Raw genomic sequence first — 25,097 nt, 5'->3', positions numbered from 1 at the left:
TGTGCTGAACTCATGTCCTTGCCTTCCTATCGTTGGTACCCACCGACGATAGACAGGGCGGCACGGACAGTTCTGCAATCTAGGACACAGTGGGCCCTGGCAACGGAATTCTGTGCCCAACTGCTACTGGGCGACTGCCCACCCGGTGGCGTTGACGAGTTGCAATCCGACCTCCTGACCGATCCGTATGACGGGGTCGCCCGGAACCTCGATGGTGAGCACAGCCGTGGGCCCATTGGGTTGGTTCGGTCCGTGGCCGGTGACGCGAACCAGTGTGTGGGCGCCCAACGACTTCAACCCGGTCACGGAGCCCTTTGCTGGTCCGTCGGCCGGTGCGACGATTCGGATGGCTTCCTGTCGTACGGTGAGGAACGCTGGACCGTCTCCGAGCCCTGGCTGCACGGGGAATCGGCCCAGCGCCGAGTGATGGACGCCTTCCACCAGCCTGCCGGGCACGGCGTTGAGGCATCCCAGAATCCTATTGACGGATAATGTCACCGGTTGGTAGTGCAGTTGGGCGACGGAACCGTGCTGCAGGATCCGCCCGCCATCTAGGACCGCGATCGAATCGGCGAGGATTGACGCCTCCCGGCGATCGTGGGTCACCAAGACAATCGTCGGAGCGAGTTCGGTGCGAATATCACCCATCAGCGAGTACATGTCGTCTCGAAGCCTGGAATCGAGGGAACTGAACGGTTCATCTAGTAAGAGGATGCGGGGGGTCCTTGCTAGGGCGCGGGCCAGCGCGACGCGCTGCTCCTGCCCGCCGGAAAGTTTGCCCGGGGGTCGGTGCGCAAGGTCTGTCAACTTCACCAGTTCCAAGTACGCCATGGCATGCTCCCGGGACGCTTTACGGGACTGTCCCGCCATTTTGGCGGAGAACGCCACGTTATCGACCACACTCAGGTGCGGGAAAAGCAGCGGCTTCTGGAATACCAGGGCAACGCCACGCTGCTCCGATGGGACACCGGCAAGGTTCTCCCCATCAACGAGCACCTCACCCGATGACGGTTCATCAAGTCCTGCGGCAATCCGCAGGAGGGTCGATTTTCCGCTGCCGGAGGCGCCCAGCAGTGCAACACAGCCTGATGGCTGAACGGTCAACGAGATCTGATGCAGTACCTCAGCGTTACCGTAGGAGCGGGAGATGCTAAGGAATTCGAGGTGAGAGCTCATTGTCGTTTCCTCCTTGCCGTGGGCAGGGTGAGTGCTGCGAGCAGGATCAGTGGGGGCACGATGATGGCCACCGATAGCGCTGCGGTGAGTTGTTCGTTTCCGGTCGCCGAGGCAGCGGATCCCAGTAGTAGAGGCAGCGTGCGGAGTTGTCCTCCACCGATGAGCACAGTGGTGATGTAGTCGCCCCAGCCGACAAGGAACGCCAGGAAAAAGGCGCGGGCAGCTGCGCCGGCAAGCAAGTGGTAGCGGATATGGCGGGCCGCCTGGGCTGGGGAGGCCCCCAGCGAACGTGCGACCTCCTCGAATCGGTGGTCGTAGCTTGCCAGGGCGCTGCGGAACATGAACGTCGTGTAGGGCAGCGCAGTCACCACCAGGACCAGGATCACCCCTAGTGGCGGTGAAACATAGAGCCGCAGGAGGGCAACGTTGATGCCCATCACCAAAGCGAACGGCGGGATGGCTAACGGGGTCAGCAGGACAAACTCGACGACCCGGCTGGGCACGGGAGACAGCGCGCGGACGGCAAGCGCCCCCAGATAGCCCAGCGGTGTCGCTAGCACGGCAACTCCCAAACCCAGCGACAACGAAGACACGGCAGCCCGGGCGGTGTCTGCGGTGGCCAGGGCTGTGAACCCTTGCAGGGAGTACGACGACGGCAGGACGGCAGGGGCACGCCATAGACCGGCGACCGACCACAGGAGGACCGGCACCATCGGCGCCACGATCCACGCCACGAGTAAGCAACCAAGGATGACCCGCATGGGAAGCCCCCCGGGGAGGGTACGGCGCATCGACGTTGACGCCGGCTGCAAGACGGGTATCACCGCAGGCTCCGATGACGACGAAGCACCAGGATCGCTATGATGATCACTGCTGCGCTCACGGCAACGGACACCAAAGCGGTCACCATGGCCTGCGGGCGCGCAGCGAGATCGACGGAGATAAACAGCCTCACGGCGCGGACGGGAAGCGGTTCGGGGGAGGTCGGACCGAGCAGCCAGGCGGCTTCGTAGGACCCGAGGGTGTAAACAAATACGATAGCCGCGGAGACCGCCAGCGAGGGCACAGCGAGCGGGAGGACCACACGGACGATACGTTGGACCGCAGACGCGCCGAGGGTGGCAGCGGCGTCGCAGAGATCGCCGACCGAGCGTGAAATACTTCCGAGGACAATCAGGGCTACAAAGGCGGACTCCTTCCACGCGTACTCGGCGATGACAGCCACGAACCAGGGTCCGGAGACCAGCGCGGGGAATGCCTCGGGCATCCCGAGCAGCCGTTCAAGGAATCCGCTGTCAGAGAGCAGCAACCCGATAGCCCCAGCCCCGATCACATGCGGAATAGGAATAGTTGCGGCACTCAACGTTTCAACTATCCGGCCCATCCTGGGCATGGCGAGCACATAGGCGGCAAGCACAAACCCGACCACGAGGGAGAACAGGGTGGAAACTGCGGCGATGTAGATCGAGGTGACGGTTGACCGGACCAGTTCATCAGAATCGCTGGTCCAGGCGTCCGCGCTGAATTGGGGCGGACCGATGAAGGGCATCAGTCCGAAGCTTTGCAATGCGGCAGCGGTCAGCGAGACCCCAACGACGAGGACCGTAGAGACTACTGCAGGCAAAGCGAGAAGCGCAGCGCGTCTGGTGGTCGGCGCCCGCCGACCGGTCATGGGGCTGAGGCGACGTCTTGCCGCCATGCCTCGTTCAGAGCCGGTACCCATTCTGAAGCCAGCTCACCGTGGGCATTGCGTGAGAGTTCCTCATAGTTGGGGACGATCGGTGATTCCAGCAGCTGCTCGAAGAGGTTTCGTTGGGTGGGGGTGAGGAGATCCGTGTCGAGGACGGTGAACTGTCCCCACGTTCCGGGATCAGCCTTGGCGGCTTGCTGTTCAGGCGATAGGGCGATGTTTGCGACGACCATGGCCCCAGCGGCATCCGCGGCGTTCACCGGCAGAGTTAGGAAGCTCGCATTTCCCACCGTGCCCTCCGCCAAGGTCAGGACCTTGGTTGACGGCGGTAGCGCGCCTGATGAGACCAGATCGGTCAGGGTGGCAGGGCCGTAGGTCATGGCGATGTCCACTTCGCCGTCGGCGAAAAGAGTGTTCAGCGCCTGTTCGTCCCGCGGATAGGTGGCACCTTCCCGCCAGAGCGACGGCGCAAGTTCGGTGAGCGTTTGTAGCGCCGCGGGTGCGTGCTCGGCAAACGCTTCGTCGGAGTAGGTGAGCGGCACCTGGTCGGCTCCGCCGGCGGCGCTGAGCATGACCTCGCGGAGGAAGACGCTGCCGGTGAAGTCCGATGGCCCCGGATAGGAGAATCTGCCCGGATGCGCCTGGGCCCAGTCGAGGATGCCCTGAAGCGAGGTTGGTGGGTCGGTGATGGCATCGGAGTTGTAGAAGAAGGTGAACTGCGCCTTGTGCCAAGGGGCTTCGCAGCCGTCCACCGGGGTACCGAAATCGTTAAGAAGCAAATGATCGTCGGGGTCGGTGTACTGCATGTTCGGGAGCAGATCGGTCCAGCCACACTGCCAGGCGTCCGCCTGTTTGCCGGTACTGAAGGTCGAGCCGTTAGCCCAGATCAGGTCCACCGAGCCGTCGTCCCTGCCGGCCTGGAGCTCACTCAGAACCCGGTTCAGCGCGTCTGGGGTGTCGGCGATGGGGACGCGGCGCAGCGTGACCCCCTGGTCCTGGGCGGCGGGGGCGAGTATGTCATCGACATAGGCGTTGCCTTTCGCGTCCCCGCCGAACATCCACAGATCCACAGTCTGACCCTCAGCAGCAGCGAGAACCTCCTCGAAGGTTCCAAACTCCTCGGCGGGTTCAACGCTGGCGCCCGAGCAGGAGGTCAGCCCTAGCGCGAGGACTGCGGTCACTGACAGAAGAGAATACCGGCGTTCGGGAGGAGGAGAGGGCGACACTGGGATCCTTCGAAAGTCGGGTCTGCAACTTCAAGTATCCTCGATAGCGGGCCGCCGCCCGAACTGGCACCTAACCAGCGGATTGCAGAAAGACTATGCAGGAAGAACCTATGCGCGCCCGACCCGGGTCCCTGACCCCGGTCCGTCGGCTTGTGCTTTTGGCGGTTGTCATTATCACTGCAACTATCCTGGTCATCTTTGTGCCGGTCCCGCCCGTGAGTGAGATGCGCGACCTGGTGGACCGGGCTGGGTGGTGGGGGCCGGTGGGATTCGTGGCCGGCTATGCTGCCCTGACCCTCGCGCCTCTTCCCAAGAATGTCCTCTCCATCGCGGCGGGAGTGCTGTTCGGGTTCGGGCCGGGACTGGTGATTGTCTACTGTGCCGCGATGATCGGAGCGTCCGCGGCATTTTGGTTGGGACGTGGGTTGGGTAGGGACGCAGTCGAACGATTCACTGGTACCCGCGTTGCCAAAGTCGATGCCCTCCTGACCAGGCGCGGATTTGTAGCGGTGATCGGGGTCCGTCTGGTCCCGGTGTTGCCGTTCACCGCGATCAACTATTCTGCCGGTCTTACAGCACTCGGGTGGTGGCCCTACTTCTTCGGAACGCTGATCGGGATTCTGCCCGGGACCATGAGCTTTCTGGCATTAGGGGCGTTCGGATTCGAACTCGGTTGGCCCGCACAACTAGCCCTGGCGGTTTTGGGCGGATTGACCCTCGCAGGCGTCATCCTCGCCGTCCGGTCCCGTCGAAAGGCAAGGAGCGCCGATGTTTGACTCCCGGTTGCGCCCGCTCCTGGCGCCCTTGCTGAACCGTGCGGCAGCGGCACTGGATGTGCCACGGGTCAGCCCCAACCGGCTGACCGGCCTGAACCTTGTTCTTGGACTCGCTAGCGCGGGCTTCGCGGCGGCCCAATGGTGGTTACCCGCCCTGGTGGCCTGGGTGCTGTGCCGGCTCGCGGATGGCCTCGATGGACCGCTGGCCCGACGTCGGGCCACACAGCGAGGGGCAGGGCACGACGCCGGGCAAGGCGGGTTCTGGGATATCTCCGCCGATTTCGTCGTGTACGGGGCGACAGTCATCGGCGTGGCTATCGGTGTTACGGCGGGCTTTGGGGCCCCTTGGCTCCCGTTCCTGCTGGTTTTGTTCGCCTACTACATCAACGGCACCGTGTTCTTGGCCTTCTCCTCCATCGCGGAAAAGAATGGGCGTCAGATCGACGACGGTCGATCGCTCTCCTTTCTAGGCGGACTCGCAGAGGGCGCGGAAACCATCCTGGTTCATAGTCTGTGGCTGCTCTTCCCAGCAGTGGCATGGCAGGTAGCTGCGGTGTGGGCGGCCCTGGTCATGATCAGTGCGGGGCAACGAATCTTCGCGGGCTACCGGGCCCTCGCCTGAAAGAACCCGAAATGAGCCGCTGCTACTGCGCGTTCCTTCGACGTTGCAACCGGTCGGTTCGCCACCGGTTGAGACCAGCCAGGGCTTTGACAGCGACTTTCGCGACGGGGGATTCCAACCCTGACCGGGCATGAGCTATGGCCGCATTCCACAAGCCGTCGTTGTAGGTCGGGTAAGGGTGTGTGACTCCCGCCAGGGTGCGGGTGCTCAGTCCCTGGTCGACGGTGAGAGTGAGTTCCGCCAGGGACTCGCCGGCTCTCGGGCCGACGATCGTTCCGCCCAGGATACGCCCGCCCTTACCGATGATGATCCTCGTGAATCCGGCGGTCTGGTCCTCGGTGATCGCCCGGTCGGTGTGAGCGTGCTGGATAGTGGACGTGTTGTGGTTTTTCTTGCTGGCCTCGGTGAGGCCGACGGCGGCGACTTCCGGGGAGGTGAACGTGACCCGCGGAATGACCTTACTGACCTTCCGGTGAAGGCCGAGGACCGCGTTGGAAGCTGCGGTGCTGGCGTGCACACCGGCGAGGTGAGTGAACTCCGGGAAGGGGGTGACATCGCCTGCCGCCCAGATGGCCGGGTTTGACGAGCGCATCGCTGTATCAACCACCACCTGGCCGGATTCGTCACAGTCCACGCCGACCAGGTCGAGGCCCAGGCCCTGCGTTCGGGCTTGCCTGCCCGTCGCGGCCAGGATAACGTCGGCACGGAATTGTTGTCCGTCGCCGGTGTGGATCATGGTTTCGTCGTCGTTGGCGATCCGGTCCACGGCGGCATTTTCGATCACCAGCACGCCGTCGGAGCGCAGACTCTCACGCACTAGTGCAGCCGCGTCGCGGTCCTCCTTGGGCAGGATTGCGGAGCGGGCCAGGATCACCACCTGTGAGCCGAGCCGGGCGAACGCCTGCCCTAGCTCACACGCGATCGGGCCACCCCCAATTACTACCAGACGCCGCGGAAGGGTTTCCAGGTCCCAGATGGTTTCTGAGGTGACCAGGGGTGCGTCGTCTAATCCGGGAATGAGGGGAAGTGTTGGTTCGCTGCCGGTGGCGATAAGTGCCTGCCGGAAGCGGATGGTTCTGCCGTCAACATCGGCTTCCCCCGGACCGGTGAAGCATGCGTTGCCTGAAAGGACCGTGATGCCCACCGATTCAAGGGCTTCCGGGGAATCTTCCGGTTCGATCGCGGCGATGGCCCCTGAAATGCGGTGGCGCACCGCGGCGAACTCAGTGCCGTCCCCCGTCAGGGGCTGTCCGGCAGCTGAGTGCGCGGCGGATAGGAGCGTCTTGGACGGGACGCAGCCAGTCCAGAGGCAGTCCCCGCCGGTGCGGGCGTATTCCACCAGGACCGTGCGGGCACCGAGCCGGGCGGCGGTCTTCGCCCCCACAATGCCTGCGGTTCCCCCGCCAATGACCAACAGATCAACTACTTCGGTGCTACGTTCCACGCAGGTTGCCCTTTCACTTGTCGGTCCGACTCCCTTCTAGCCTAGGCTGTTTATGACCGTCATTTCCGCAGGGCGCGGAACCACGACTTGCCATGGAGTGATCCCGATCGCCGGTAAATACAGCACTTTTGCGCGGTTTTACGACGCGATGTCCGGTGAATACCCGGTCTATCGGGCCGGCCGTGCGACAGGCATCAGCATGCTCCGCTTACGGCCGGGCGCGCAGGTGTTGGACGTCGGGTGCGGAACCGGCTTGAATTTCGGTCTCCTCCAGAGCGCGGTCACACCGGGCGGCACGATTGTCGGCATCGACCGCAGCCCGGAGATGCTGGCCCAGGCCCGACGGCGGGCCGAGCGCAACGGTTGGACCAACGTGATCCTCATCCAGGCCGATGCAACCGCTCCTTCGCCCACGGACATCGGATCACAGATCGTAGCCGAGGGGGGCCGGGCGCACTCCGATGCTGTTCTGGCGACGTATGCCCTGTCCCTGATGGCGGACTGGGAAACTGCGTGGTCCAACATGGTCTCACTCGCCGCGCCCGGAGCCTGCATGTGCGTGGTGGACCTGCAAAAACCAGTCGGCATCTTTGCGGCGCTGACGCCTTTGGCCAAGGCTGCCTGCTGGCTCGGCGGATCCGACATCAACGCCCACCCCTGGACAGCGATCGAGCGCGACGGCGCCGACGTCAAAGCGGCCTCCGCGCGCGGCGGACACCTGCAGATCCGCGTCGGAATGCGCGCTACAAGCGACTAAAGGATCGACCCGTGGAACCGCCGGTGAGGCTACCGTCATTTGGCGTCGATCACGCGCAGGTATAGGCCGGACGCGCATCCGCCCGATGTTCAAGCCGGCTGCAGACCGCCCGGGGTCCTATGTCGGTGTCGCAATCAGATTGCGAGTGCGGCTGCGAGGGTTTCGACGAGTTCGTTGATGAGGTCGTCTGCGGGTCGTTCGAACGCAGCGGTTTTGTCGTTCAGGAGTGAGCCGACGGTTCCGAAGACACACCATCGGATCCGCCACGCGCTGTCGGCGAATGGTCGATGAGGCAGCGCAGCCTCGATGTGCGGGCGATATGCCTCACCGACAGGCGAGAAGTGCGCCGCGACCTTCGCTGCGGCGAAGTCGCTGGGACGGGTGTAGATGGCGCCGATCAGCCTAGCTCGCCCGGGTAATTGCCTGTGCAGCGCATGTGCGGTCTCGATGTCCGGGCGGATCAGGCACTCGACCAGCTGTGACATCATGGGCTGGCCGTTCGCCGCCGCCTGGCTAAGCAGGTCGGGGCGGCGTGCATTCAGCGAAACCGGAATTCGATCGAGCACGGCCCCTGCGAGTTCCTGTCGACCGCCGAAGTGGTAATTAACGGCACCCGGATCCGCTCCGGCTTCGCGCATGATTTTGCGGAGCGACTCGGTTTCGATTCCGTTGCTGGCAGATTCGGCTTCGGTCGCGTCGAGGAGGGCTCCAATCTTCAGGCTAGTCACGTTCGAGACTCTGTTTGAGGGCTTTCAAATCCTTCTGGGTGGCGTGGCGCATGGCAATTCTGATGAGGGGCGAGGCTAACCGTGAAAATCCGTTGGGGGTTCCTCGGTTTCGCAGGGTCACTTGAGTGGCGCCGTCGGCCAGCGACTCGTAGCGGTAGCTGGTTTCCATGGGAAACGGACCTTCCGCCGTGCGCATCACCAAGGACCGGGGCGTGTACTCGACAACCGCATACGTATAGCGAAGTTCCCGACCAAGGAACCGGGCAACGAAAGCCGCTTGGGTGCCGACGCCAAGAGGGGGTGGCGTCTTCCACTCTACGTCGTCGATGTTGGCGTACCAGTCGGGAGCATGGGATAGATCGGGCGTATAGCGCTCCACAACGTCAAACGGACGTCGAATGATCTCGGAGACGAAATTGTCGATTGCCGACGTCACTAATGACAACACCGCTAGTGTCGTTAGACCGACCTAACGACGCACCACGGTGCCCTGTATTGGTACTTTTCATGCACGGGAGTGCCTTCGAAATATCAGCTAGTGTCCGGCGCCGAGCTTGCCGGCGAGTCGTTCGCGCATCAGCACGGAGGCGTCGTTCAAACCGATTACCCGGACGTCCTTCCCGTGGTTATGGTATTTCTCGGTGATTGCATCCAGAGCAGCGATCGTCGACGCGTCCCATAGGTGTGAGGCGTGCATATCAATGACCACGTGATCCGGGTCGGTCGCGTACTCGAACTGCGTGTAAAGGTCGTTAGAAGAAGCGAAAAATAGCTCGCCATCGACGGTGTACGTCGCAGTCTCTTGTCCGTTGAGCTCGATCACAGTTCGGTCTACGGTGACGAAGTGGGCAACCCGACGCGCGAAGGCAATCATTGCGACCACAACGCCAACGCCGACGCCAATGGCCAGGTTATGGGTCCAGACGACGACGACGACGGTGCTCCCCATCACCAACGTCTCGCTTTTGGGCATCTGCTTCAGGGTACCCAGCTTGATGCTGTGCCAATCGAAGGTAGCAATGGCGACGAAGATCATAACAGCGACGAGCGCTGCCATCGGGACTAATGCCACGATCTCGCCTAGGGAAACAACGAGGATCAGCAGGAAGATGCCTGCCATGAAGGTAGAAATCCGGGTCCGCGCTCCGGAAGCTTTGACGTTGATCATGGTCTGACCGATCATCGCGCAGCCGCCCATGCCGCCGAAGAAGCCGGTAATGACGTTCGCAACACCTTGTCCCCAGCTTTCGCGGGTCTTGTTGGAGCGGGTGTCGGTGATGTCATCGACGAGCTTGGCCGTCATGAGCGATTCGAGCAATCCGACCAAAGCCATGGCGAATGCGTACGGTGCGATGATCTGCAGGGTCTCGAGGTTCAATGGCACGTTGGGGAAGAATAGGGTGGGCAAGCTGTCGGGCAGCTCGCCCTTGTCTCCGACGTCGGGCACCGCAGCGTTGGCAATGACAGCGAACACGGTGAGCAGCACGATGGCGACCAGCGGGGCGGGCACCACCATGGTGAGCCGGGGGAGCCCGAAGACGATCAGCAGTCCCACGGCAACCATCGGGTAGACCAGCCACGGGACGTCGATCAGTTCCGGAACCTGGGACATGAAAATCAGGATGGCGAGTGCGTTCACGAATCCAACCATGACCGAGCGAGGGATGAAGCGCATCAGCTTTGCGACGCCAATCAGGCCCAGGACGACCTGGAAGACGCCAGCGAGGATGACTGCTGCGATGAAGTAGTCAACTCCATGACTGGCGACCAGTGGGGCAATGACCAGAGCAATCGCGCCGGTAGCGGCGGAGATCATCGCTGGGCGTCCGCCGAGGAAGGCGATGGAAACCGCCATGGTAAAGGACGCGAAGAGCCCGATCCGTGGGTCCACACCTGCGATGATGGAGAACGCAATCGCCTCGGGGATGAGCGCAAGTGCGACGACCAAACCAGCAAGGACCTCGGTTTTGAGGAGGCGAGGATGCCGGAGTGTGCGCATCACTGATTGGCGTTCGACAGGTGTGAGAGCCTGAGGCGACCTGGTCATGGGGGTAGTCCTTTGCAAACGGAGCATGCGGGGTAGATCCCCATGGTTCGGGGGAGTCCGGTTCGGGCCGGTAGGCTGTACGGCAATGTACATGGTGATCCACGTGGCGTGGACCGATCGATGTAAATTCTAACTTAACGTGACGAGAGGTTAGTGCCGGTGGGGCACAGGGAATCAAATAATGGATGAATCGTTGGAGCCAGCGCGGGTTCGGACAATGCACATCGGGGAGGTCGCTGAACGGACCGGGCTGTCACTCCGAACCATCAGGCACTACGACGAGGTGGGGTTATTACCCGCATCCTCCCGCACCGAGGGTGGATTCCGGGTCTACACCGATGGTGACATTGAGCGGCTTCTGGTCGTGCGCCGGATGAAGCCGCTCGGCTTTACGCTCGAGGAAATGGCGGATCTGCTCTCAATCGTGGATGGGTTGGCCGATGCCGGCGGCAAAGGCGATCCGGACGGTTTGCGGCAAAGACTGGCCGGCTACCTCGAGTCGGCGGCGGCGCAGCGGGAGAAGATGGCCGAAAACCTTCGGCGAGCAGATGAATTCATCACGACGCTGGAGACCTACTAGCGGTTGGAGTAGCCAGGCGTACCGGTTGACGAGCGCCTCGACGAGGATCTTTCGCGCGCTGGCTTGTTCATTGGTCGAGACGGGTTGACGGTGCCTAACCGGGACCAAGCTCTCTACGCTGAGGCGGTCAGTGTGATGGGCTGACCCGATCGGTCATTGCTGCGATGAATTCGTCGGCTCTATCGAGGTTCACCGCCATGGCTTCTCGACGTACCCGGGCATCCTCAAGGAACCGGACCAACTCTCCACCCGCGGACCCACGGGCATGCCGATTGCGGCTGAGGGTATCTAGGAGATTGGCGACCTCGTCGAGGCTGAATCCTAACGCCCGCGCCTGTCTAATCAGCAGCAAGCGTTCATAGTCGTTCTCAGAATAGATCCGGAAACCACCGTCAGTCCTAGCTGACGGATGGAGAAGGCCAATCTCGTCATAGTGCCGGATTGTCCGCAGGGACAGCTGTGCGGGATCCGCCAGCTCGCCTATCTGCATCATGCACCGTCCTTCGCAATAGATAATGGATTTAACTCTACCATCACGTTAGGGTAAGGTCGATGGTGGAGCCAATGAGATCGCTCCCTTCAACATTCTTCTTTGGCGCAGTGCGGCGCCCGTATTCCCCACCAGACCAGAGACATGATTATGTCCCCCGAGCACGAAATGGAGCCCGCATGGCGACTACAGCCTATGCCCTCAATTTGGATACAAAGTTGACACCCGAGCAAGCGCAGTCCGTCTGGCGGACCCTACGCTCGCCGCGCCGTCTGCGCACCGAAGTCCTCGCAGGCCTTGTTGTTGCACTGGCCCTGATTCCCGAAGCCATCGCCTTCTCCCTGATTGCCGGAGTGGATCCGAGGATCGGACTCTTCGCTTCGATCACCATGGCCGTCTCCATCGCCTTCCTCGGCGGGCGACCAGCGATGACCTCCGCCGCGACCGCCGCAACCGCCCTAGTAATCGCGCCCCTCGTCGCCAGCCACGGCGTGGACTACTTCGTCGCAGCGGTGATTCTGGCGGGAATCTTCCAGGTGATCCTTGGTCTTGTCGGCGTCGCCAAGCTGATGCGGTTCATCCCTCGTTCCGTCATGGTTGGCTTTGTGAACGCGCTGGGTATTCTCATCTTCACCTCGCAGCTCCCAGAACTGCTCGGTGTGCCGTGGCTGGTCTACCCGATGGTTGCTGTCGGTCTTCTCGTCATCTATCTGCTTCCCCGAATCACCAGGGCTGTACCCGCTCCGCTCGTCGCCATCGTGATACTCACAGTCGCCGCAGTGGTCCTCGCACTCAACGTGCCAACGGTTGGCGACAAGGGCGACCTTCCTGAGAGCCTTCCGTCCCTATTCTTCCCGAACGTTCCTTTGACTTTCGAGACCTTCCAGATCATCGCTCCCTTCGCCCTCGGCATGGCAGTGGTCGGTCTGATGGAGTCCCTGATGACCGCCAAACTCGTTGACGACATCACCGACACCCGGTCCAACAAGGTCCGCGAGTCCTGGGGCCAGGGCACCGCGAACATCATCACCGGTTTTTTCGGCGGCATGGGCGGCTGCGCCATGGTGGGGCAGACAATGATCAACATCAAAGCCTCGGGTGCTCGTACCCGGATTTCAACCTTCCTTGCCGGAGTGTTCGTCCTGATTCTCGCCGTTTCCCTCGGCGATATTGTTGCACTCATCCCGATGGCCGCACTTGTAGCGGTCATGATCTTCGTCTCCGTCGCAACGTTCGACTGGCACAGCATCAAGCTCGACACGCTCCGTCACATGCCGAAAAGCGAGACCACGGTGATGGTTTCGACGGTTGTCTTCACTGTCTTCACCCATAACCTGGCCATCGGTGTCATCATTGGTGTCCTCGTCGCGATGGTCGCCTTCGCACGCCGGGTAGCCCACTTTGTTAGCGTCGAACGAACCATAGAAGAGCACTTCGGCGTCACCTTCGCCAAATATGTAGTCAGCGGGGAACTTTTCTTTGCGTCCTCCAACGATCTGTACATGCAGTTTGAATACGCCGAGGATCCAGAGAAGATTGTCATTGACATGTACCAGTCACACCTCTGGGACGCCTCAACAATTGCTGCTTTGGATGCAATCATCGAGAAGTACCGCCACTACGGCAAAGAGGTCGAGATCCAGGGCCTTGACACGGCGAGCGCCGCCATCCGGGATCGCCTCGCAGAGCGCCTTGCAGGAAGCCACTGATTCTTTGATTGTGGTTCGCTAACCGGACTACCGGCCGATTGGTAAGGAAGCAGTGAAGAGAGCAGCAAAACCCAACTCGTGGTCCGGTACGGTAGTCGCCGCGTCTCTGATCACCGCCACCACGGCGCCGGGTCAGACTGCGGGGCTCTCACCATTCACTGACCCGTTGATCGAGCAACTCGGCGTCTCCCGGACTGACATTTCTCTGAGCTACCTGATAGGAACGCTAATCGGTGCTCTCGCTTTGCCGTTTATCGGGCAGGCGCTCGACAGATGGGGCGCTAGGGTGATCATCACGGCCGCTGCTTTGGTGTTCGCCGCAACATTGCTCGCGCTGAGTTTCGCCACGGAAATCGCAGGGTTGACGGTAGGTTTCGTGTTTCTGCGGATGGCTGGCCAGGGTGCACTCACCCTGGCCGCCACCACCGCCGTCGTAAAAGCGTTGACGACTCGACGCGGTCTACGCCTGGGAATCACTGCAGCCGTCGGTTCGGCCGGGATATCGCTGACCCCAGTCCTGGTCGACCGACTGATAGACGCCGGGGGAGTGGAAGCCGCATGGCGGCTCCAGGCAGTGGCTGTGCTGGTGATCATTTTGCCGATGGTGCTCCTACTTCCCAGGCACCGGAAGGTTAACCCGTCGAAGACGGTGCCGGGTCGTCCCGTGCCTCATCCGCAAACCGTCCCCGGCGCCGATTGGTCCAGTCGGCAGGCGGTGCGTGCCCCCATCTTTTGGGCCATAGCCGCCGCATTAGCGGCGACGGGCATGCTCACCACCGGGCTTGCCTTTCACCAGATCTCCATCCTGACGACTCAAGGCCTGAATAGTACGCAGGCCGCAGCGAACTTTATCCCTCAGACCGTCACCGGCATCCTTGCCACCCTCATTGTCGGGTCTCTTTCTCACCGGGTTGATCCCCGATATGCTCTGGCCGGATCGATGGCTCTTTTGGGCGCCGCCCTGGGGATATTACCCCTGGTGAACGGCCTCACGTCCGCCTTAATGTACGGGTTGATCCTGGGAGCGGCTGCGGGTTCTATCCGGGCGATTGAGCCCATCGCTTTGGCTCAGTACTTCGGTACCGAAAGTATCGGCGGGATCCGAGGAATCATTACCTCGATCAACGTGGGCTCCACGGCGTTGGGGCCGATACTCTTCTCACTTGGACGGGACCTGACCGGAAACTACTTCATACCCAGCCTCACCTTCGCCATCATTCCGCTAGGTGTCGCAATCGCTGCCTTACTTTGTCCCGTCCCGGAGAATACCAGTCGGCTATAGAACCAGCGTCGCACCTGAATTAATGAGCAACCCCTGAGTCATTGATATGGAGCCGAAAGGGTCATCAGTCGGATCTTCCGGAGATAGTGTCGGGCACGACAAAGGCCGCCAGCCCGATAAGGGTGCTGGCGGCCTGTTCGTTGCGTATCGCGTTAGCGGCGCGCTGGCTGCGACCGCGTATATGACCCGGAGGCAGCGGTGCACGGGCAGTCGACTTCGAGGTGGACTGTTACCTCATCCAGATGCGCGGCGTTCTCTACAGTGATGGATTTGCTGATCGTGTGTGTTCCGGTCATAGTTTTCCTTTGTTGGGACCCTGTGTGGGTGTCGGTGATTCGCTTTGAATGGTTCAGATTCCAGGAATGGGGTCGGCCATGTCGTCGGGCTACCAATGCCGCGGCGGCCATTGCTGCGACGTCTTCGCCGAGGGAATTGACGCATATTTCGGTGATCTCGCCGATCCTGCAGACTGTATATCGCAACTCGGCGCGACTGAATGGTTCGAGCACCGTCGCGTCAAGACCGCAGTGAACGCCATTTAGTAGTCCGGTGGTGGACGCAATAATGCCTGCTGAGAGCCCGGGAAAATCCATAGCAGGACGATCGTAGCTTTCGCATGGTAGGTCGAGTCGTTGCTCTGCACATATACAACTCTATCCTAACGTGAGGTTAGAGTAAAATGCACTCAGATGCCAGCGCCACTTCAACCCAAGGTAAGTGAGGGTTACGGGCGTTCGTAGGATGCCCGGGTTGCGAACAGGTAGTTGTGGACGCTGCTCTGGACTTTTGCCACTGGCTTCCAGGAGGCTCCGGACCATAGGTGCATCGTGTAATCCGGCCATCGGGTTCGGATTTCATCGGCGAATTCGTTGGCCGTACGGCCGTAGCGGCTCACGTGTCGGTCCTCTATCTCGAGGAGCATGCTCGGGCAGAGGCTGTCTATGGTGTCGATTGCGCCAACGAGCACCTCCGGTTCGAATCCTTCGACGTCGACCTTGAGGAACGAGACATGATCCAACTGCATTGACTCGCACCAGGAATCCACCGTGTGCATTCTGGCATCTAGGCGCTGGTGAGTCTGAGGCTTACGCAGCATGCCCAAGCCAGGCCGTTGTTCAATGTGAGCGTGCCCATAGACCGGAATACCGAAGCGGGAGGGGATAATCAGCGTGTGATTTCCCTTCTGCGCTTCAAGAACGGCTTGGGTGCTGTTGACGTGTTCGGCACGGAGGAGGCACTTCACTAACGTCAAAATGCGGTGTTGTCCTGATTGAGGTTCAGAGGAGTGCACTGCGCCAGGGGATCCGACCAGATGGGCCAACGGGAAGGTGTACATTCCGTAAGCCGCACCCACATCCTAAACGGGGTCTCCCGGACGAACGAAGGCTTTCAGCCCTAGCAGCTCGGGTTCGACGAGTTTCAGGCGCGCGGACATCCGCATGATTTCGTAAACGGTCCATGTTGCCGCGGTAATGATCGGCCACGCCGAAGTCGCCCTCCTGGTCTAAAGATGCTGAGGTTCGACGTGACGGCCAACAAATCGTCGATCTAGTTGACTTCAGGTAATCCTTAACACCGGAAGGAGCGACCCAAGTTCACGATAATGTGACCTGTATTGCTACGGAGAAAGGACTCTTCTGGGCTGTCCATATAACCATGCTCGAATGTTCTCCAGCGCTTCGGTGTAGTACCGCCGGTAGCTTTCATTCGTGACGTAGCCGAGATGAGGGGTGAGTACCGTGCGGGGGAGGGACGCCCACCGGCTTCCCGCTGGGAGTGGTTCTTGGTCATATACGTCCAGAGCTGCTCCGGCAATCCGGTTGCTGACCAAAGCATTGCTGAGCGCGTCCTCGTCGATGAGGGGGCCACGGGCCGTGTTGATCAGGTAGCCGTGAGGTCCAAGAAGACGAAGTTCTTCTTCGCCGACGATATGCCGGGACCGTTCTGAAAGCCGCACGTGGAGGCTGACTACATCCGATCGGCTAAACAGGTCCTGTTTGGTGACTAGCTGTGCGCCCACTTCTTCGGCTTTGTCAGCGGTTAGGTTTGGACTCCAAGCTATGACGTTCATATCGAAGGCGAGTGCGTAGCGGGTTACGGCGCGTCCAACGCGGCCAAGGCCTAGTACGCCGAAAGTTTTTCCGGCAAGCTCGACCCCTACCTCTTGCTGCCAGACCCCGTCGCGTAGGTTGCCTTCCTCCTTTGGAATGTTGCGAACGAGTGCCAGCAGCAGGGCCCAGGTGAGCTCCGGCGCGGCTGCTGCAGACCCGCCTGTTCCGCAGACTTTGATGCCGAGGTCGCGGGTGGCGTTGAAGTCAATGGAATCGTTGGCCATGCCGGTGGTGACCATGAGTTGCAGGTTAGGTAAGCGCTCTAGTACCCCACGCGGAAAAGCAGTGCGTTCCCGCATGACGATCAGGATGTTAAACGGTTCCAATTGATGCACCAAAGTGTCCGACGAATCGAAGTGCTTCTCGAAGATGGTGACTTCGACCTGGTCTTCCCTAAGTTCATGCCAAGGGGCAAACGAAGTTGCTACTGCTTGATAGTCGTCGAGAATTGCCATCCGCAGGGCCATTGCCGATTCTCCTGGTTTGAAGTTGACGCGTCCCTGTTGCCGGCGGCTTACTGTGCTGTCGCCGGGCAAGGATGCGTCCTGGAAAAGGTCCTACCAGTACGGTTACGACTTCGGTCGGGCCCTTCCGACGAGGATGCCGTCCTCGTCGCTCCAGAGGGTGTGACCGGGGATGAACGATATACCACCGAACGTGACTTCGACGTCTATTTCTCCCACGCCTTGTTTGGAGCTTTTCCGCGGGTTCGTTCCAAGGGCTTTGATTCCGAGGTTCAGTCCGGCTAGCGCTTGTGAGTCTCTCACCGCACCGTTGACCACCAGTCCCGCCCAGCCGTTGTCAACGGCGCTGCCCGCAATCAGATCTCCAATCAGGGCGCTGTGTAGTGACCCGCCTCCGTCGATAACGAGGACGCAGCCGCTACCTGGTTCGGCAAGCACTTCCTTGATTAGGGCGTTGTCACGTTCACACCGGATGGTCCGGATTGTTCCGGCGAACCGGGGCTGTCCTCCCATTTGGCGCATCTGTAGGTCGCAGCTGTTTACGGCGTCAGCATGTTCGTCGACGAGGTCGGCGGTCGTGAAATTCATGGCTTGTTCCTTCACACGATCAGGTTGGTGCAGCTAAAGGTCGGATGCCGTCTCTAGCGCACCGTGGCTTTTACGGCCAGGACTGAACACGTCGATTGTAGGAGGATGCGCTGGGCAGTGCTTCCCATGATCATTTTTCCAACCGGAGTCCGCTTCCTCAGTCCGATAACGATGAGATGTGCCTGGTGTTCCTCGGCAGCGGTGAGGACTTCCTCGGCAGCGTCGTGCCCGCGCAGTGGTTGCACCAGCTCGTAGGCAATCCCTGCCTGTTGAAGACGGTTGTCCAGGGTGGTGGCCTGCTCAGGTTGAACAAAATGGTTATCAACGAGAGCTTCTCCGCGGGAAGAATTGACCACCACGAGTCGATCCTGGTGGCGAAGAGTTTCTTCGATGGCGCGAGTCAATGCCGCTTCGCCTTCGGCGGTGGGGATGTACCCGACTACTATGCTCATGAGATTTCACGGTCCTTATTCCTGGGATTCTTGGCGGTTTCCGTACCTGTGTGGATCCCTGCATCGTGGGACGGGGCCGCCTTGTTGGCATCTATCTCACGCGCGGCGTCTGATTCAGAGGTCGGTTGGATAAGCGCGGGCCGCTGAGGGCTTGATCGCTTCCACAGTCTGGCTGCCAGAGGCCATGCCAAGACGAGCAAAATGATGATGTAGGTGCCGATTGCAATGGGTTCGCTCCACAGGCCGGAGATCTCGCCTGCGCTTAGTTGCAATGATTTCCGCAGCTCCTCCTCTATTCGAGGACCGAGAATCAGACCGAGAACCAGAGGCAGTACGGGGAGGCCATATCGGCGCATTGCGAATCCCAGCAGGCCCAGGACGAGGAGAATGACGAGGTCAAAGGTTTGAAGGTTCACGGCGTAGGCGCCGAGTGTCGCGAAGAACAGGATGCCCGAGTACAGGTAGGGACGTGGGATCTGCAGAAGTTTAGCCCAGAGTGGTGCCAATGGCAGGTTGATGACCAGTAGCAGTGTATTGCCGATGAAGAGGCTCGCGATGAGCGCCCAGACCAGTTCTGGTTCCCTTTCGAACAGGAGAGGGCCGGGTTGGATGCCGTATTGGACGAAAGCGGCGAGCATGACTGCGGCGGTGGCGTTGGTGGGCAATCCGAGGGCCAGCATCGGAGTGAGCGTTCCTGCCGCAGATGCGTTGTTGGCAGCTTCGGGGCCCGCAACACCTTCGATTGCGCCGTGGCCAAACTCCTCCGGGTGTTTGGATAGCTTCTTCTCTGTTACGTAGGACAGGAAGGTCGGAATTTCCGCGCCGCCAGCGGGTAACGCTCCGAATGGGAAGCCGTAGGCAGTGCCGCGAAGCCACGGTTTCCAGGACCGCTTGAAATCCTCCTTGCCCATCCAGGGGCGTCCCACGGGGATGGTTTGCATGGGGTTCCTGCGCAGGTGGGCGGCGATCCAGAGAGCTTCACCAATTGCGAAGATAGCAACGGCGACAACGACGATGTCGAGGCCGTCGGTGAGCAGGGGTTGCCCGAATATCAGGCGCTGTTGGCCGGAAACGGGGTCTATACCGACCAGACCGATTGCCAGACCGAGACCGAGCGATGCGAAACCACGCAGCCTCGAGGATCCAAGTACCGCCGTGACGGCCAGTAGGGCCAGTAGCATGATGGCCAGGTAGCTGGGCGAGCCGAGGGACACCGCGAATCTCACGACGAGCGGAGCGAAGAAGACCAGGAGCGCGGTGCCAATGGTTCCAGCAACGAATGATCCGATTGCGGCGGTGGCCAGGGCCTGAGCGGCGCGGCCAGCTTTAGCCATCTTGTGGCCTTCGATCGCCGTAATGACGGTTGATGATTCACCTGGTGTGTTGAGCAGAATCGAGGTGGTTGATCCTCCGTACATTCCGCCGTAATAGATTCCGGCGAACATGATGAAAGCACTGGTAGGTTCCAGCGCGTAGGTCACTGGGAGCAGCAGTGCGACCGCCATTGCGGGTCCGATGCCCGGCAGAACCCCCACTGCCGTCCCCAGAAGAACTCCGATAAAGGCGTAGAGAAGATTCATGGGGGTTGCTGCTGTGGCGAAACCCTCCATGAGCATGTTCAGGGAGTCCATTTTAGAGCACTCCTTCCAGGAGTCCTGCGGGTAGCCGGATGCCAAGCCCGATGTAGAAGCCATAGAAGGTCCCTAGGGCCAGCAGGAGACTGATGATGCCGTCTCTGATGTAATGGCGGCTTCCAAGGGACCAAACGCTGCCCCAGAAGAGGATGGTTCCTGAGATGACCCACCCTGTCCGGTCAATGAGCATAATGTTCAGGATGAAAAAGCCCAGCAGGGAGAGGATGGTCCGCCAGTCGCTGGGATGAGTAAGATCGACGTCTTCGCCGCCCTCGGCCTCACCTCGCCCGCCCTGTAGGACGTTCACGGTCAGGAGAGCCGCACACAAGATCAGCAAGCCCCCCACGATGTAGGGCAGTGTTCGCGGCCCGACCGGGTCGGCCTGCGAGTAGGGAATGTTGATTCCCGCAGCATCAACCAGGACGATGATGCCGACCGCTCCGAGCAGGGCAACCATGCCCAGCTCGGAGCGGCCAGCAAATCGTGTGCGTACTGAACTCACGCCAAACCGAGTTCTGTCAGGACGTCGGAGACGCGCTTGTCCTGTTCGGTGAGGAAGGTTTGGAATTCCTCACCGGTCAGGAACGCATCCGACCAGCCGTTGGATGCGAGGGCTTCCTGCCACTCAGGAGTGCCGTGCATCTCTTCGAGGGCTGCAATCAGGCGATCACGGTCAGCGTCGGAAACCTCAGGCGGAGCGACGATTCCGCGCCAGTTGGTGAAAACCAGGTCAATGTCTGATTCCTGCAGCGTCGGTGCGTCGACACCTTCGAGGCGTTCCTCCCCGCTGGTTGCAAGGACACGTACTTCACCGGACTCGATCTGATCGAGGTACTCGCCAGCACCGGAAGCCGCGAATCCGAGCTTGTCACCAAGGATTGCCGGGAGGAGATCGCCACCACCGTCGTAGGACACGAAGTTCACAGTCTTGGGGTCAATACCTACCGCCTCCGCGAGCTGCATCGGAAGGAGGTGATCCGGGCCGCCTGGTGATGACCCGCCCCCGACGCTGACTTGCGAGGGGTCTTTCTTCCAAGCCGCTACCAAATCATCGATGCTCTGGTAAGGCGAATCCTTAGAGACCATGATCGCGCCAGGCTCTTCAATCAAGCGGGCCAGGGGAGTGGTGTCGGTGAGTTTAGCTTCCGATTCATTGGTGTAGCTGGCGCCCACGACACCGAGCCCCATCAGCATGGCCAGATCGCCGTTGCCCTTCTCGTTCACTGTTCGAGCCAGACCTACGGTACCTCCGGCACCCGCAAGGTTGAACACCTCGATGCTGGAGGCGAGGTCGGTGTCCTCCATTACCTTGGCCGCTACCCGCGCGGTGGTGTCGTACCCGCCACCTGGCGTATTGGGAACCAGGATGCGCAAGTCGGTAATCGGCCCCTCGGCTGCAGCGGTCCCGGAAGCGTCAGCAGTGCTTTCACCGCCGGTCACTCCGCAGCCCGAGGCGGCCAGCACAATTCCTGCGGCCACTGCTGTGAGACGGACTGTCTTTGATCCACGCATGATATTCCTCTTCATCGAGTTGGTGTACAGGACTTCAACCTACGAGATCATGTGACCTACGTCTCTCTTGTGTTCTCAAAGAACATTGTGTTCATTGAGTTCACGCTCAGCAGGTCCGGGGAACTGATCTGCCGTAGAGTTCAGGCAGCTTGGCCTATGGCAGAAATACCAACTCAACTGGCAGTTTTTCATGAAAGGGCGCTAATGCAGTGGGCACACCAAGGGAAGCTATCCAAACCTAAAAGAATGTCCCTTGCCAGCCAGTTTCTCGCTCTTCAACTAGTGATTGTTTTCGCTGTCCTTATTGGGGTATTGGCCATCTCCTTGGCGCAATCCGCGGAAACTTTCCAACGGGTGGAGGGCAGGCGAGCCCTTGCGGCAGCTGAAACGCTTGCTGCGCTGCCAGCCGTCAGATCCCTGGTGGCGGACGCCGGGCCTCGCATTGGAGCAGCCTTGCCGGCCGCTGCCGAATCGGTGCGCTCGATCTCGGCGTCGAAATACGCGATCCTGGCCAAACCCGATGGCTTTGTGTTGACCTCTCAGGACCCCGCGCAACTGGGTGCGATCATGAACTTCGGGAAAAGCGATGTCCGCAGCGGCAGGTCCTGGACAGGGCTAGTGGAATCAGGCAATGAGGTAGCTTTGGCAGCCCATGTGCCAATCCTCGGGGATGCTGGTGACATGGTTGGTATTGCGATTGTAGGTCGACAGTACCCGTCCTTTGTGGAACGTCTTGGGCAAGCCACCCCTAATCTCATCATCTACCTGGGTGTCGCCAGTATTGTTGGCGTGACTGGCTCGCTCCTCCTCGCCCGGCGCGTAAAGCGCCAAACTTTGGGGCTGGAGCCCGACCAGATTTCAGGACTGGTCGAGCACCGCGAAGCCATTCTCTATGGCGTGAAGGAAGGAGTCATAGCACTTGATCCAAACCATCGGGTCACCTTGGCGAACGATAGCGCGAAGAGACTCCTTTATCTGCCAGACAACTGCATCGGCCAGGACCTTGACCAGCTCTCAGTCCATCCCGACCTGCACGACGTTCTTACTCGGGACCATTCCTCACCGGATCAACTGGTTCTGGTGGAAGGCCGATTGGTAGCCTGCAACAGGATGCCGATCGAATCCCATGGGCGGGTTATCGGGTCGGTCATTACGTTGCGGGATCGGACAGAACTTTCAACGCTGGAGGCCGAATTAGGTGCCACGCGGACCACCACGGATACACTCAGAGCCCAGACACACGAGTTCGCAAACCAGCTGCATACCATCTCTGGACTTATTCAGCTGGGCGAATATGACGAGGTCACTCGATTTGTGGATGGCGTTAGCCAGAGCCGCACACGTCTTTACGACGACGTCACCACGGTCATTAAGGATCCAGCTCTCGCCGCCCTTTTTATTGCCAAAGCAAGTCTCGCTTCCGAGCGCGGGGTGACCCTCAGGCTCGCCGAAGACTCTTACCTTCCGCGGATGGAAGATGAACTTTCGCGCGATGTGAATACGGTGGTTGGAAATCTTGTAGACAATGCCATGGACGCTGCCGGCGGATTCGACAACCCGACAGTCGAAGTACTTCTAGTCGACGAAACGGACTACATCGCTGTCACTGTGCAGGATTCCGGGCCCGGAGTTCCTACTGAATTCACTGACTCGATTTTCAAACAAGGTTTCACCACGAAAACGTCTGTCGCGGATACCGAAAGGGGCTTCGGACTGGCTTTGACCCGCCTGATCTGCCGTAAGCGTGGCGGAGATATCGAGGTTTACAACGACGAAGGGGCAGTCTTCACGGCAACCCTCAACAAAGTAAAACTTCACTCATGATTCGAGTGCTCATTATCGATGATGATTTCATGGTGGCTAAGGTCCATGCCGGGTTCGTTCGGCAATGCCCAGGGTTCGAAGTGATAGGTATCGCTCACACAGGGGCTAACGCCCTGTTGAAGGTCCGGCTTGAAAAGCCAGACCTGGTCCTTCTCGACATCCATCTTCCCGACATCAATGGTTTGGACCTCCTCCACCAATTGCGGTCAGTATCACCGGAATTGGATGTCATTGTCATCAGCGCGGCCCGAGAGGTGGAAACGGTCCGGCGTGCGCTGCGTGGCGGAATCGTGCACTACCTTATCAAGCCCTTCTCAAACCCAGAGCTCCGGGAACGGCTGGAACACTACCAGCAGGCCTACCAGCAACTCGCCTCGGCCAAGAGAGAGGCGGAACAAGCGGACGTCAATAAGGTGTTCGGCATCAGTCGCCCCGACCGGCCGCTTCCGAAGGGATGCAGCGTCGAAACCCTGCATCTAGTGGAGACGCTGTTGCAGGGGGCCAGCGCCGACCTTTCCGCTGCGGAAGCCGCCCATGCCCTCGGCACGTCCCGGGTTAGCGCCCGACGCTACCTCGAATATCTCAGCGAGGAGGGCCGCGTCATCGTTCAACTACGGTATGGGGGTGTCGGCCGTCCAGAACGCCGATACCGCTGGAAACCGCAGGGCTGAAAGCATTAACTTTGCTACTTCGGTTCCCTCCGAGGGCGTCGCCGCGATAACGCTCGTCCGCTGGGCCGCCGACACGTGGCTACCTAGTACTGAGTGTTTGCGGGCCGGGCTTGTGTGGATTCTTGTCGAATGAGATTTCGTGGAGCCAGATTTGGGCTTCTACGTGGCTTTCAAAGTACTCAACGGGGTACCGCGGCTTATGCACGGCACGAAAATGCTCAATTAGTACCTGCTCGACGGGCGAGGTTCCAAAGGCTGCTAGGGCGGACACCTTGAACGATGTTGCGAGCAGAGCGAAAGCAGCCCTGGAGAGGGTCACCATGCCGTTGAGATCCGTGATCAACAAAGCAGGGACTCCGGGATACAGCGCTTGCTGGTGCTCGATCAACACCAGGACATCCTCCGCCTTTAGTTCCAGAGATTTGTCCCATCGGACCCATTGCACGCCATCATCTGTGCGATCAAGCTGGAACCTGGCTTCTGTTCGGGATGGCTTCACCGCTGGTGCCTCGCTTACGTGTTCTGGGCCCATCCATGCGGCTATTGAGCGCCCGGCCGTTTGGGGGAACGGCCGGGCACCTAATTGTAATCACAGACAGACCAGTCTGTCTGCTATATGTTGGACAAACCACTAATTGAAGTTGAGGGAGGCCATGGAAACTGCGACCACAACGCCGATGAGAGATGCTCGCGAGCGTATCCTTGCGGCGTCCTACGACCTTTTCCATGAACGGGGTGTCCGAGCAGTCGGCGTAAACGAGATCATCGGAGCGGCCGGTGTCGCGAAAGCCACGTTCTACAATCACTTCCCTTCGAAGAACGACCTGGTTCTTGCGTTTTTCGAACGGCGGAAACGTCTTTTCACTTTCGGCTACCTCGCGGTCGAGGCCCAACGCCGCGGTACGACACCGCAAGAGCAGCTTTTGGCAGTCTTCGATATTTTCGATGAGTGGTTCCATGCCCCCGACTTTGCCGGCTGTCCCTATATTCGCGCTCTGGTTGAAGCCGGCGCAGGACACCCGATTGGCGCGGCCAGCCTCGCCTATCTCAACGAAGCGCAGTTCGAAGTGGAAAAGGCGGCGATCGAGATGGGCTTGGACGAGCCTCACGACTTCGCTCAGTGTTGGATGATCCTGCTACAGGGCTCCGTGGTCGCAAGCTTGGGTACTGATCGGAATGCAGCTCAACGCCTCAAGAAACTCGGGAAACTTCTCTTTACTCTTCACACGACAAAGTGACCGCCCAGAGTTCAACGACGTCCGCGAACCAAAGGACGGAGGCGTTGGTGCCGTCTGGGACGAAGAAGGTTGCGGG

28 protein-coding genes are annotated in these 25,097 nt (G+C 60.3%); 10 read left to right on the top strand and 18 right to left on the bottom strand.

Going from position 1 to position 25,097, the window contains the following annotated elements:
• Positions 1-123: 123 nt before the first annotated feature.
• The 4 genes from ACX80A_RS11150 to ACX80A_RS11135 are packed head-to-tail and all read right to left on the bottom strand — an operon-like array spanning position 124 to position 4,092.
• Complete coding sequence (locus tag ACX80A_RS11150; protein ID WP_459259770.1) at positions 124-1,176, bottom strand: ABC transporter ATP-binding protein; 1,053 nt, start codon at positions 1,174-1,176, stop codon at positions 124-126.
• A complete protein-coding gene (locus ACX80A_RS11145) occupies positions 1,173-2,000 on the bottom strand; it encodes an ABC transporter permease (protein WP_459259769.1) in 828 nt (275 codons plus the stop codon). Before ACX80A_RS11145 ends, ACX80A_RS11150 begins: the two co-directional genes overlap by 4 nt.
• Positions 1,997-2,848 (bottom strand): ABC transporter permease subunit, encoded by an 852-nt coding sequence (locus tag ACX80A_RS11140; RefSeq protein WP_459259768.1) that lies wholly within the window; start codon positions 2,846-2,848, stop codon positions 1,997-1,999. The genes ACX80A_RS11145 and ACX80A_RS11140 overlap by 4 nt, the downstream gene beginning before the upstream one ends.
• Complete coding sequence (locus ACX80A_RS11135) at positions 2,845-4,092, bottom strand: ABC transporter substrate-binding protein (RefSeq protein ID WP_459259767.1); 1,248 nt, start codon at positions 4,090-4,092, stop codon at positions 2,845-2,847. The genes ACX80A_RS11140 and ACX80A_RS11135 overlap by 4 nt, the downstream gene beginning before the upstream one ends.
• Before the next feature lie 110 nt (positions 4,093-4,202).
• On the opposite strand from ACX80A_RS11135, the gene ACX80A_RS11130 reads away from it, so the two are divergent.
• Together ACX80A_RS11130 and ACX80A_RS11125 are read left to right on the top strand one after the other, a co-directional pair.
• Positions 4,203-4,868: a TVP38/TMEM64 family protein gene (locus tag ACX80A_RS11130; RefSeq protein WP_459259766.1), complete on the top strand. Its 666-nt coding sequence runs from the start codon at positions 4,203-4,205 to the stop codon at positions 4,866-4,868.
• Positions 4,861-5,490 (top strand): CDP-alcohol phosphatidyltransferase family protein, encoded by a 630-nt coding sequence (locus ACX80A_RS11125; RefSeq protein WP_459259765.1) that lies wholly within the window; start codon positions 4,861-4,863, stop codon positions 5,488-5,490. Before ACX80A_RS11130 ends, ACX80A_RS11125 begins: the two co-directional genes overlap by 8 nt.
• A gap of 22 nt (positions 5,491-5,512) precedes the next feature.
• Here the strand turns inward: ACX80A_RS11125 and ACX80A_RS11120 are convergent, their stop codons facing one another.
• A complete protein-coding gene (locus ACX80A_RS11120; protein WP_459259764.1) occupies positions 5,513-6,934 on the bottom strand; it encodes a dihydrolipoyl dehydrogenase family protein in 1,422 nt (473 codons plus the stop codon).
• A 52-nt stretch (positions 6,935-6,986) separates the two neighbouring features.
• Here ACX80A_RS11120 and ACX80A_RS11115 point away from each other — a divergent pair, with 52 nt between their 5' ends.
• Positions 6,987-7,691 (top strand): class I SAM-dependent methyltransferase, encoded by a 705-nt coding sequence (locus ACX80A_RS11115; protein ID WP_459259763.1) that lies wholly within the window; start codon positions 6,987-6,989, stop codon positions 7,689-7,691.
• A 134-nt stretch (positions 7,692-7,825) separates the two neighbouring features.
• Here ACX80A_RS11115 and ACX80A_RS11110 read toward each other — a convergent pair whose 3' ends face one another.
• The 3 genes from ACX80A_RS11110 to ACX80A_RS11100 all read right to left on the bottom strand — a co-directional run bounded on the left by ACX80A_RS11110 (position 7,826) and on the right by ACX80A_RS11100 (position 10,466).
• Positions 7,826-8,419, bottom strand: a complete 594-nt coding sequence (locus tag ACX80A_RS11110) for a TetR family transcriptional regulator (RefSeq protein WP_459259762.1) — start codon at positions 8,417-8,419, stop codon at positions 7,826-7,828.
• On the bottom strand, positions 8,412-8,855 hold the full coding sequence (locus tag ACX80A_RS11105; RefSeq protein WP_459259774.1) for an SRPBCC family protein: 444 nt from the start codon (positions 8,853-8,855) through the stop codon (positions 8,412-8,414). Before ACX80A_RS11105 ends, ACX80A_RS11110 begins: the two co-directional genes overlap by 8 nt.
• Before the next feature lie 99 nt (positions 8,856-8,954).
• Positions 8,955-10,466 carry a SulP family inorganic anion transporter gene (locus tag ACX80A_RS11100; protein WP_459259761.1) on the bottom strand — a complete coding sequence of 504 codons (1,512 nt, stop codon included), beginning with the start codon at positions 10,464-10,466 and terminating at the stop codon, positions 8,955-8,957.
• A gap of 181 nt (positions 10,467-10,647) precedes the next feature.
• Between ACX80A_RS11100 and ACX80A_RS11095 the strand changes: the two genes are divergently transcribed.
• Positions 10,648-11,046 carry a MerR family transcriptional regulator gene (locus tag ACX80A_RS11095; protein WP_459259760.1) on the top strand — a complete coding sequence of 133 codons (399 nt, stop codon included), beginning with the start codon at positions 10,648-10,650 and terminating at the stop codon, positions 11,044-11,046.
• 127 nt (positions 11,047-11,173) lie between these two features.
• Here the strand turns inward: ACX80A_RS11095 and ACX80A_RS11090 are convergent, their stop codons facing one another.
• Positions 11,174-11,539, bottom strand: a complete 366-nt coding sequence (locus ACX80A_RS11090; RefSeq protein ID WP_459259759.1) for a MerR family transcriptional regulator — start codon at positions 11,537-11,539, stop codon at positions 11,174-11,176.
• Between the two features lie 176 nt (positions 11,540-11,715).
• Here ACX80A_RS11090 and ACX80A_RS11085 point away from each other — a divergent pair, with 176 nt between their 5' ends.
• A complete protein-coding gene (locus ACX80A_RS11085) occupies positions 11,716-13,245 on the top strand; it encodes a SulP family inorganic anion transporter (protein WP_459259758.1) in 1,530 nt (509 codons plus the stop codon).
• A 52-nt stretch (positions 13,246-13,297) separates the two neighbouring features.
• Positions 13,298-14,527 (top strand): MFS transporter, encoded by a 1,230-nt coding sequence (locus tag ACX80A_RS11080; protein WP_459259757.1) that lies wholly within the window; start codon positions 13,298-13,300, stop codon positions 14,525-14,527.
• A gap of 152 nt (positions 14,528-14,679) precedes the next feature.
• Here the strand turns inward: ACX80A_RS11080 and ACX80A_RS11075 are convergent, their stop codons facing one another.
• A complete protein-coding gene (locus ACX80A_RS11075) occupies positions 14,680-14,823 on the bottom strand; it encodes a hypothetical protein (protein WP_459259756.1) in 144 nt (47 codons plus the stop codon).
• Positions 14,824-14,871: 48 nt separating this feature from the next.
• Between ACX80A_RS11075 and ACX80A_RS11070 the strand changes: the two genes are divergently transcribed.
• Positions 14,872-15,069, top strand: a complete 198-nt coding sequence (locus ACX80A_RS11070) for a hypothetical protein (protein WP_459259755.1) — start codon at positions 14,872-14,874, stop codon at positions 15,067-15,069.
• A 182-nt stretch (positions 15,070-15,251) separates the two neighbouring features.
• Here ACX80A_RS11070 and ACX80A_RS11065 read toward each other — a convergent pair whose 3' ends face one another.
• The 7 genes from ACX80A_RS11065 to ACX80A_RS11035 all read right to left on the bottom strand — a co-directional run bounded on the left by ACX80A_RS11065 (position 15,252) and on the right by ACX80A_RS11035 (position 21,288).
• Positions 15,252-15,881 carry an FkbM family methyltransferase gene (locus tag ACX80A_RS11065; RefSeq protein ID WP_459259754.1) on the bottom strand — a complete coding sequence of 210 codons (630 nt, stop codon included), beginning with the start codon at positions 15,879-15,881 and terminating at the stop codon, positions 15,252-15,254.
• A gap of 264 nt (positions 15,882-16,145) precedes the next feature.
• Positions 16,146-17,105, bottom strand: coding sequence for a D-2-hydroxyacid dehydrogenase family protein (locus ACX80A_RS11060; protein ID WP_459259753.1), 960 nt, complete (start codon positions 17,103-17,105; stop codon positions 16,146-16,148).
• 102 nt (positions 17,106-17,207) lie between these two features.
• Positions 17,208-17,690: a ribonuclease E activity regulator RraA gene (gene rraA / locus ACX80A_RS11055; RefSeq protein ID WP_459259752.1), complete on the bottom strand. Its 483-nt coding sequence runs from the start codon at positions 17,688-17,690 to the stop codon at positions 17,208-17,210.
• A gap of 53 nt (positions 17,691-17,743) precedes the next feature.
• Positions 17,744-18,142: a universal stress protein gene (locus ACX80A_RS11050; RefSeq protein ID WP_459259751.1), complete on the bottom strand. Its 399-nt coding sequence runs from the start codon at positions 18,140-18,142 to the stop codon at positions 17,744-17,746.
• Positions 18,139-19,773 (bottom strand): tripartite tricarboxylate transporter permease, encoded by a 1,635-nt coding sequence (locus ACX80A_RS11045; RefSeq protein WP_459259750.1) that lies wholly within the window; start codon positions 19,771-19,773, stop codon positions 18,139-18,141. Before ACX80A_RS11045 ends, ACX80A_RS11050 begins: the two co-directional genes overlap by 4 nt.
• Before the next feature lies 1 nt (position 19,774).
• On the bottom strand, positions 19,775-20,278 hold the full coding sequence (locus ACX80A_RS11040; protein WP_459259749.1) for a tripartite tricarboxylate transporter TctB family protein: 504 nt from the start codon (positions 20,276-20,278) through the stop codon (positions 19,775-19,777).
• On the bottom strand, positions 20,275-21,288 hold the full coding sequence (locus ACX80A_RS11035; RefSeq protein ID WP_459259748.1) for a Bug family tripartite tricarboxylate transporter substrate binding protein: 1,014 nt from the start codon (positions 21,286-21,288) through the stop codon (positions 20,275-20,277). Before ACX80A_RS11035 ends, ACX80A_RS11040 begins: the two co-directional genes overlap by 4 nt.
• A gap of 246 nt (positions 21,289-21,534) precedes the next feature.
• Here ACX80A_RS11035 and ACX80A_RS11030 point away from each other — a divergent pair, with 246 nt between their 5' ends.
• Positions 21,535-23,112 (top strand): sensor histidine kinase, encoded by a 1,578-nt coding sequence (locus tag ACX80A_RS11030; protein WP_459259747.1) that lies wholly within the window; start codon positions 21,535-21,537, stop codon positions 23,110-23,112.
• Positions 23,109-23,783, top strand: a complete 675-nt coding sequence (locus tag ACX80A_RS11025) for a response regulator (RefSeq protein ID WP_459259746.1) — start codon at positions 23,109-23,111, stop codon at positions 23,781-23,783. Before ACX80A_RS11030 ends, ACX80A_RS11025 begins: the two co-directional genes overlap by 4 nt.
• A 79-nt stretch (positions 23,784-23,862) precedes the next feature.
• Here ACX80A_RS11025 and ACX80A_RS11020 read toward each other — a convergent pair whose 3' ends face one another.
• The gene (locus tag ACX80A_RS11020; RefSeq protein WP_459259745.1) at positions 23,863-24,282 is read right to left on the bottom strand and encodes a DUF7793 family protein; all 420 of its coding nucleotides are present in this window, start codon (positions 24,280-24,282) and stop codon (positions 23,863-23,865) included.
• Between the two features lie 154 nt (positions 24,283-24,436).
• Between ACX80A_RS11020 and ACX80A_RS11015 the strand changes: the two genes are divergently transcribed.
• Positions 24,437-25,021, top strand: coding sequence for a TetR/AcrR family transcriptional regulator (locus ACX80A_RS11015; protein WP_459259744.1), 585 nt, complete (start codon positions 24,437-24,439; stop codon positions 25,019-25,021).
• Positions 25,022-25,097: the final 76 nt, after the last annotated feature.

This window comes from Arthrobacter sp. TMN-50 (assembly GCF_054511125.1).
This window is presented reverse-complemented; position numbering and strand designations above follow the sequence as displayed.

Bases quoted from the DNA above. Each gene is read 5' to 3' on its own strand.
- ACX80A_RS11150 (WP_459259770.1), bottom strand. From the start codon at position 1,176: ATGAGCTCTCACCTCGAATTCCTTAGCATCTCCCGCTCCTACGGTAAC.
- ACX80A_RS11140 (WP_459259768.1), bottom strand. From the start codon at position 2,848: ATGACCGGTCGGCGGGCGCCGACCACCAGACGCGCTGCGCTTCTCGCT.
- ACX80A_RS11130 (WP_459259766.1), top strand. From the start codon at position 4,203: ATGCGCGCCCGACCCGGGTCCCTGACCCCGGTCCGTCGGCTTGTGCTT.
- ACX80A_RS11125 (WP_459259765.1), top strand. From the start codon at position 4,861: ATGTTTGACTCCCGGTTGCGCCCGCTCCTGGCGCCCTTGCTGAACCGT.
- ACX80A_RS11115 (WP_459259763.1), top strand. From the start codon at position 6,987: ATGACCGTCATTTCCGCAGGGCGCGGAACCACGACTTGCCATGGAGTG.
- ACX80A_RS11100 (WP_459259761.1), bottom strand. From the start codon at position 10,466: ATGACCAGGTCGCCTCAGGCTCTCACACCTGTCGAACGCCAATCAGTG.
- ACX80A_RS11095 (WP_459259760.1), top strand. From the start codon at position 10,648: ATGGATGAATCGTTGGAGCCAGCGCGGGTTCGGACAATGCACATCGGG.
- ACX80A_RS11090 (WP_459259759.1), bottom strand. From the start codon at position 11,539: ATGATGCAGATAGGCGAGCTGGCGGATCCCGCACAGCTGTCCCTGCGG.
- ACX80A_RS11085 (WP_459259758.1), top strand. From the start codon at position 11,716: ATGGCGACTACAGCCTATGCCCTCAATTTGGATACAAAGTTGACACCC.
- ACX80A_RS11075 (WP_459259756.1), bottom strand. From the start codon at position 14,823: ATGACCGGAACACACACGATCAGCAAATCCATCACTGTAGAGAACGCC.
- ACX80A_RS11070 (WP_459259755.1), top strand. From the start codon at position 14,872: ATGGTTCAGATTCCAGGAATGGGGTCGGCCATGTCGTCGGGCTACCAA.
- ACX80A_RS11060 (WP_459259753.1), bottom strand. From the start codon at position 17,105: ATGGCCCTGCGGATGGCAATTCTCGACGACTATCAAGCAGTAGCAACT.
- rraA (WP_459259752.1), bottom strand. From the start codon at position 17,690: ATGAATTTCACGACCGCCGACCTCGTCGACGAACATGCTGACGCCGTA.
- ACX80A_RS11050 (WP_459259751.1), bottom strand. From the start codon at position 18,142: ATGAGCATAGTAGTCGGGTACATCCCCACCGCCGAAGGCGAAGCGGCA.
- ACX80A_RS11045 (WP_459259750.1), bottom strand. From the start codon at position 19,773: ATGGACTCCCTGAACATGCTCATGGAGGGTTTCGCCACAGCAGCAACC.
- ACX80A_RS11035 (WP_459259748.1), bottom strand. From the start codon at position 21,288: ATGCGTGGATCAAAGACAGTCCGTCTCACAGCAGTGGCCGCAGGAATT.
- ACX80A_RS11030 (WP_459259747.1), top strand. From the start codon at position 21,535: ATGTCCCTTGCCAGCCAGTTTCTCGCTCTTCAACTAGTGATTGTTTTC.
- ACX80A_RS11025 (WP_459259746.1), top strand. From the start codon at position 23,109: ATGATTCGAGTGCTCATTATCGATGATGATTTCATGGTGGCTAAGGTC.
- ACX80A_RS11015 (WP_459259744.1), top strand. From the start codon at position 24,437: ATGGAAACTGCGACCACAACGCCGATGAGAGATGCTCGCGAGCGTATC.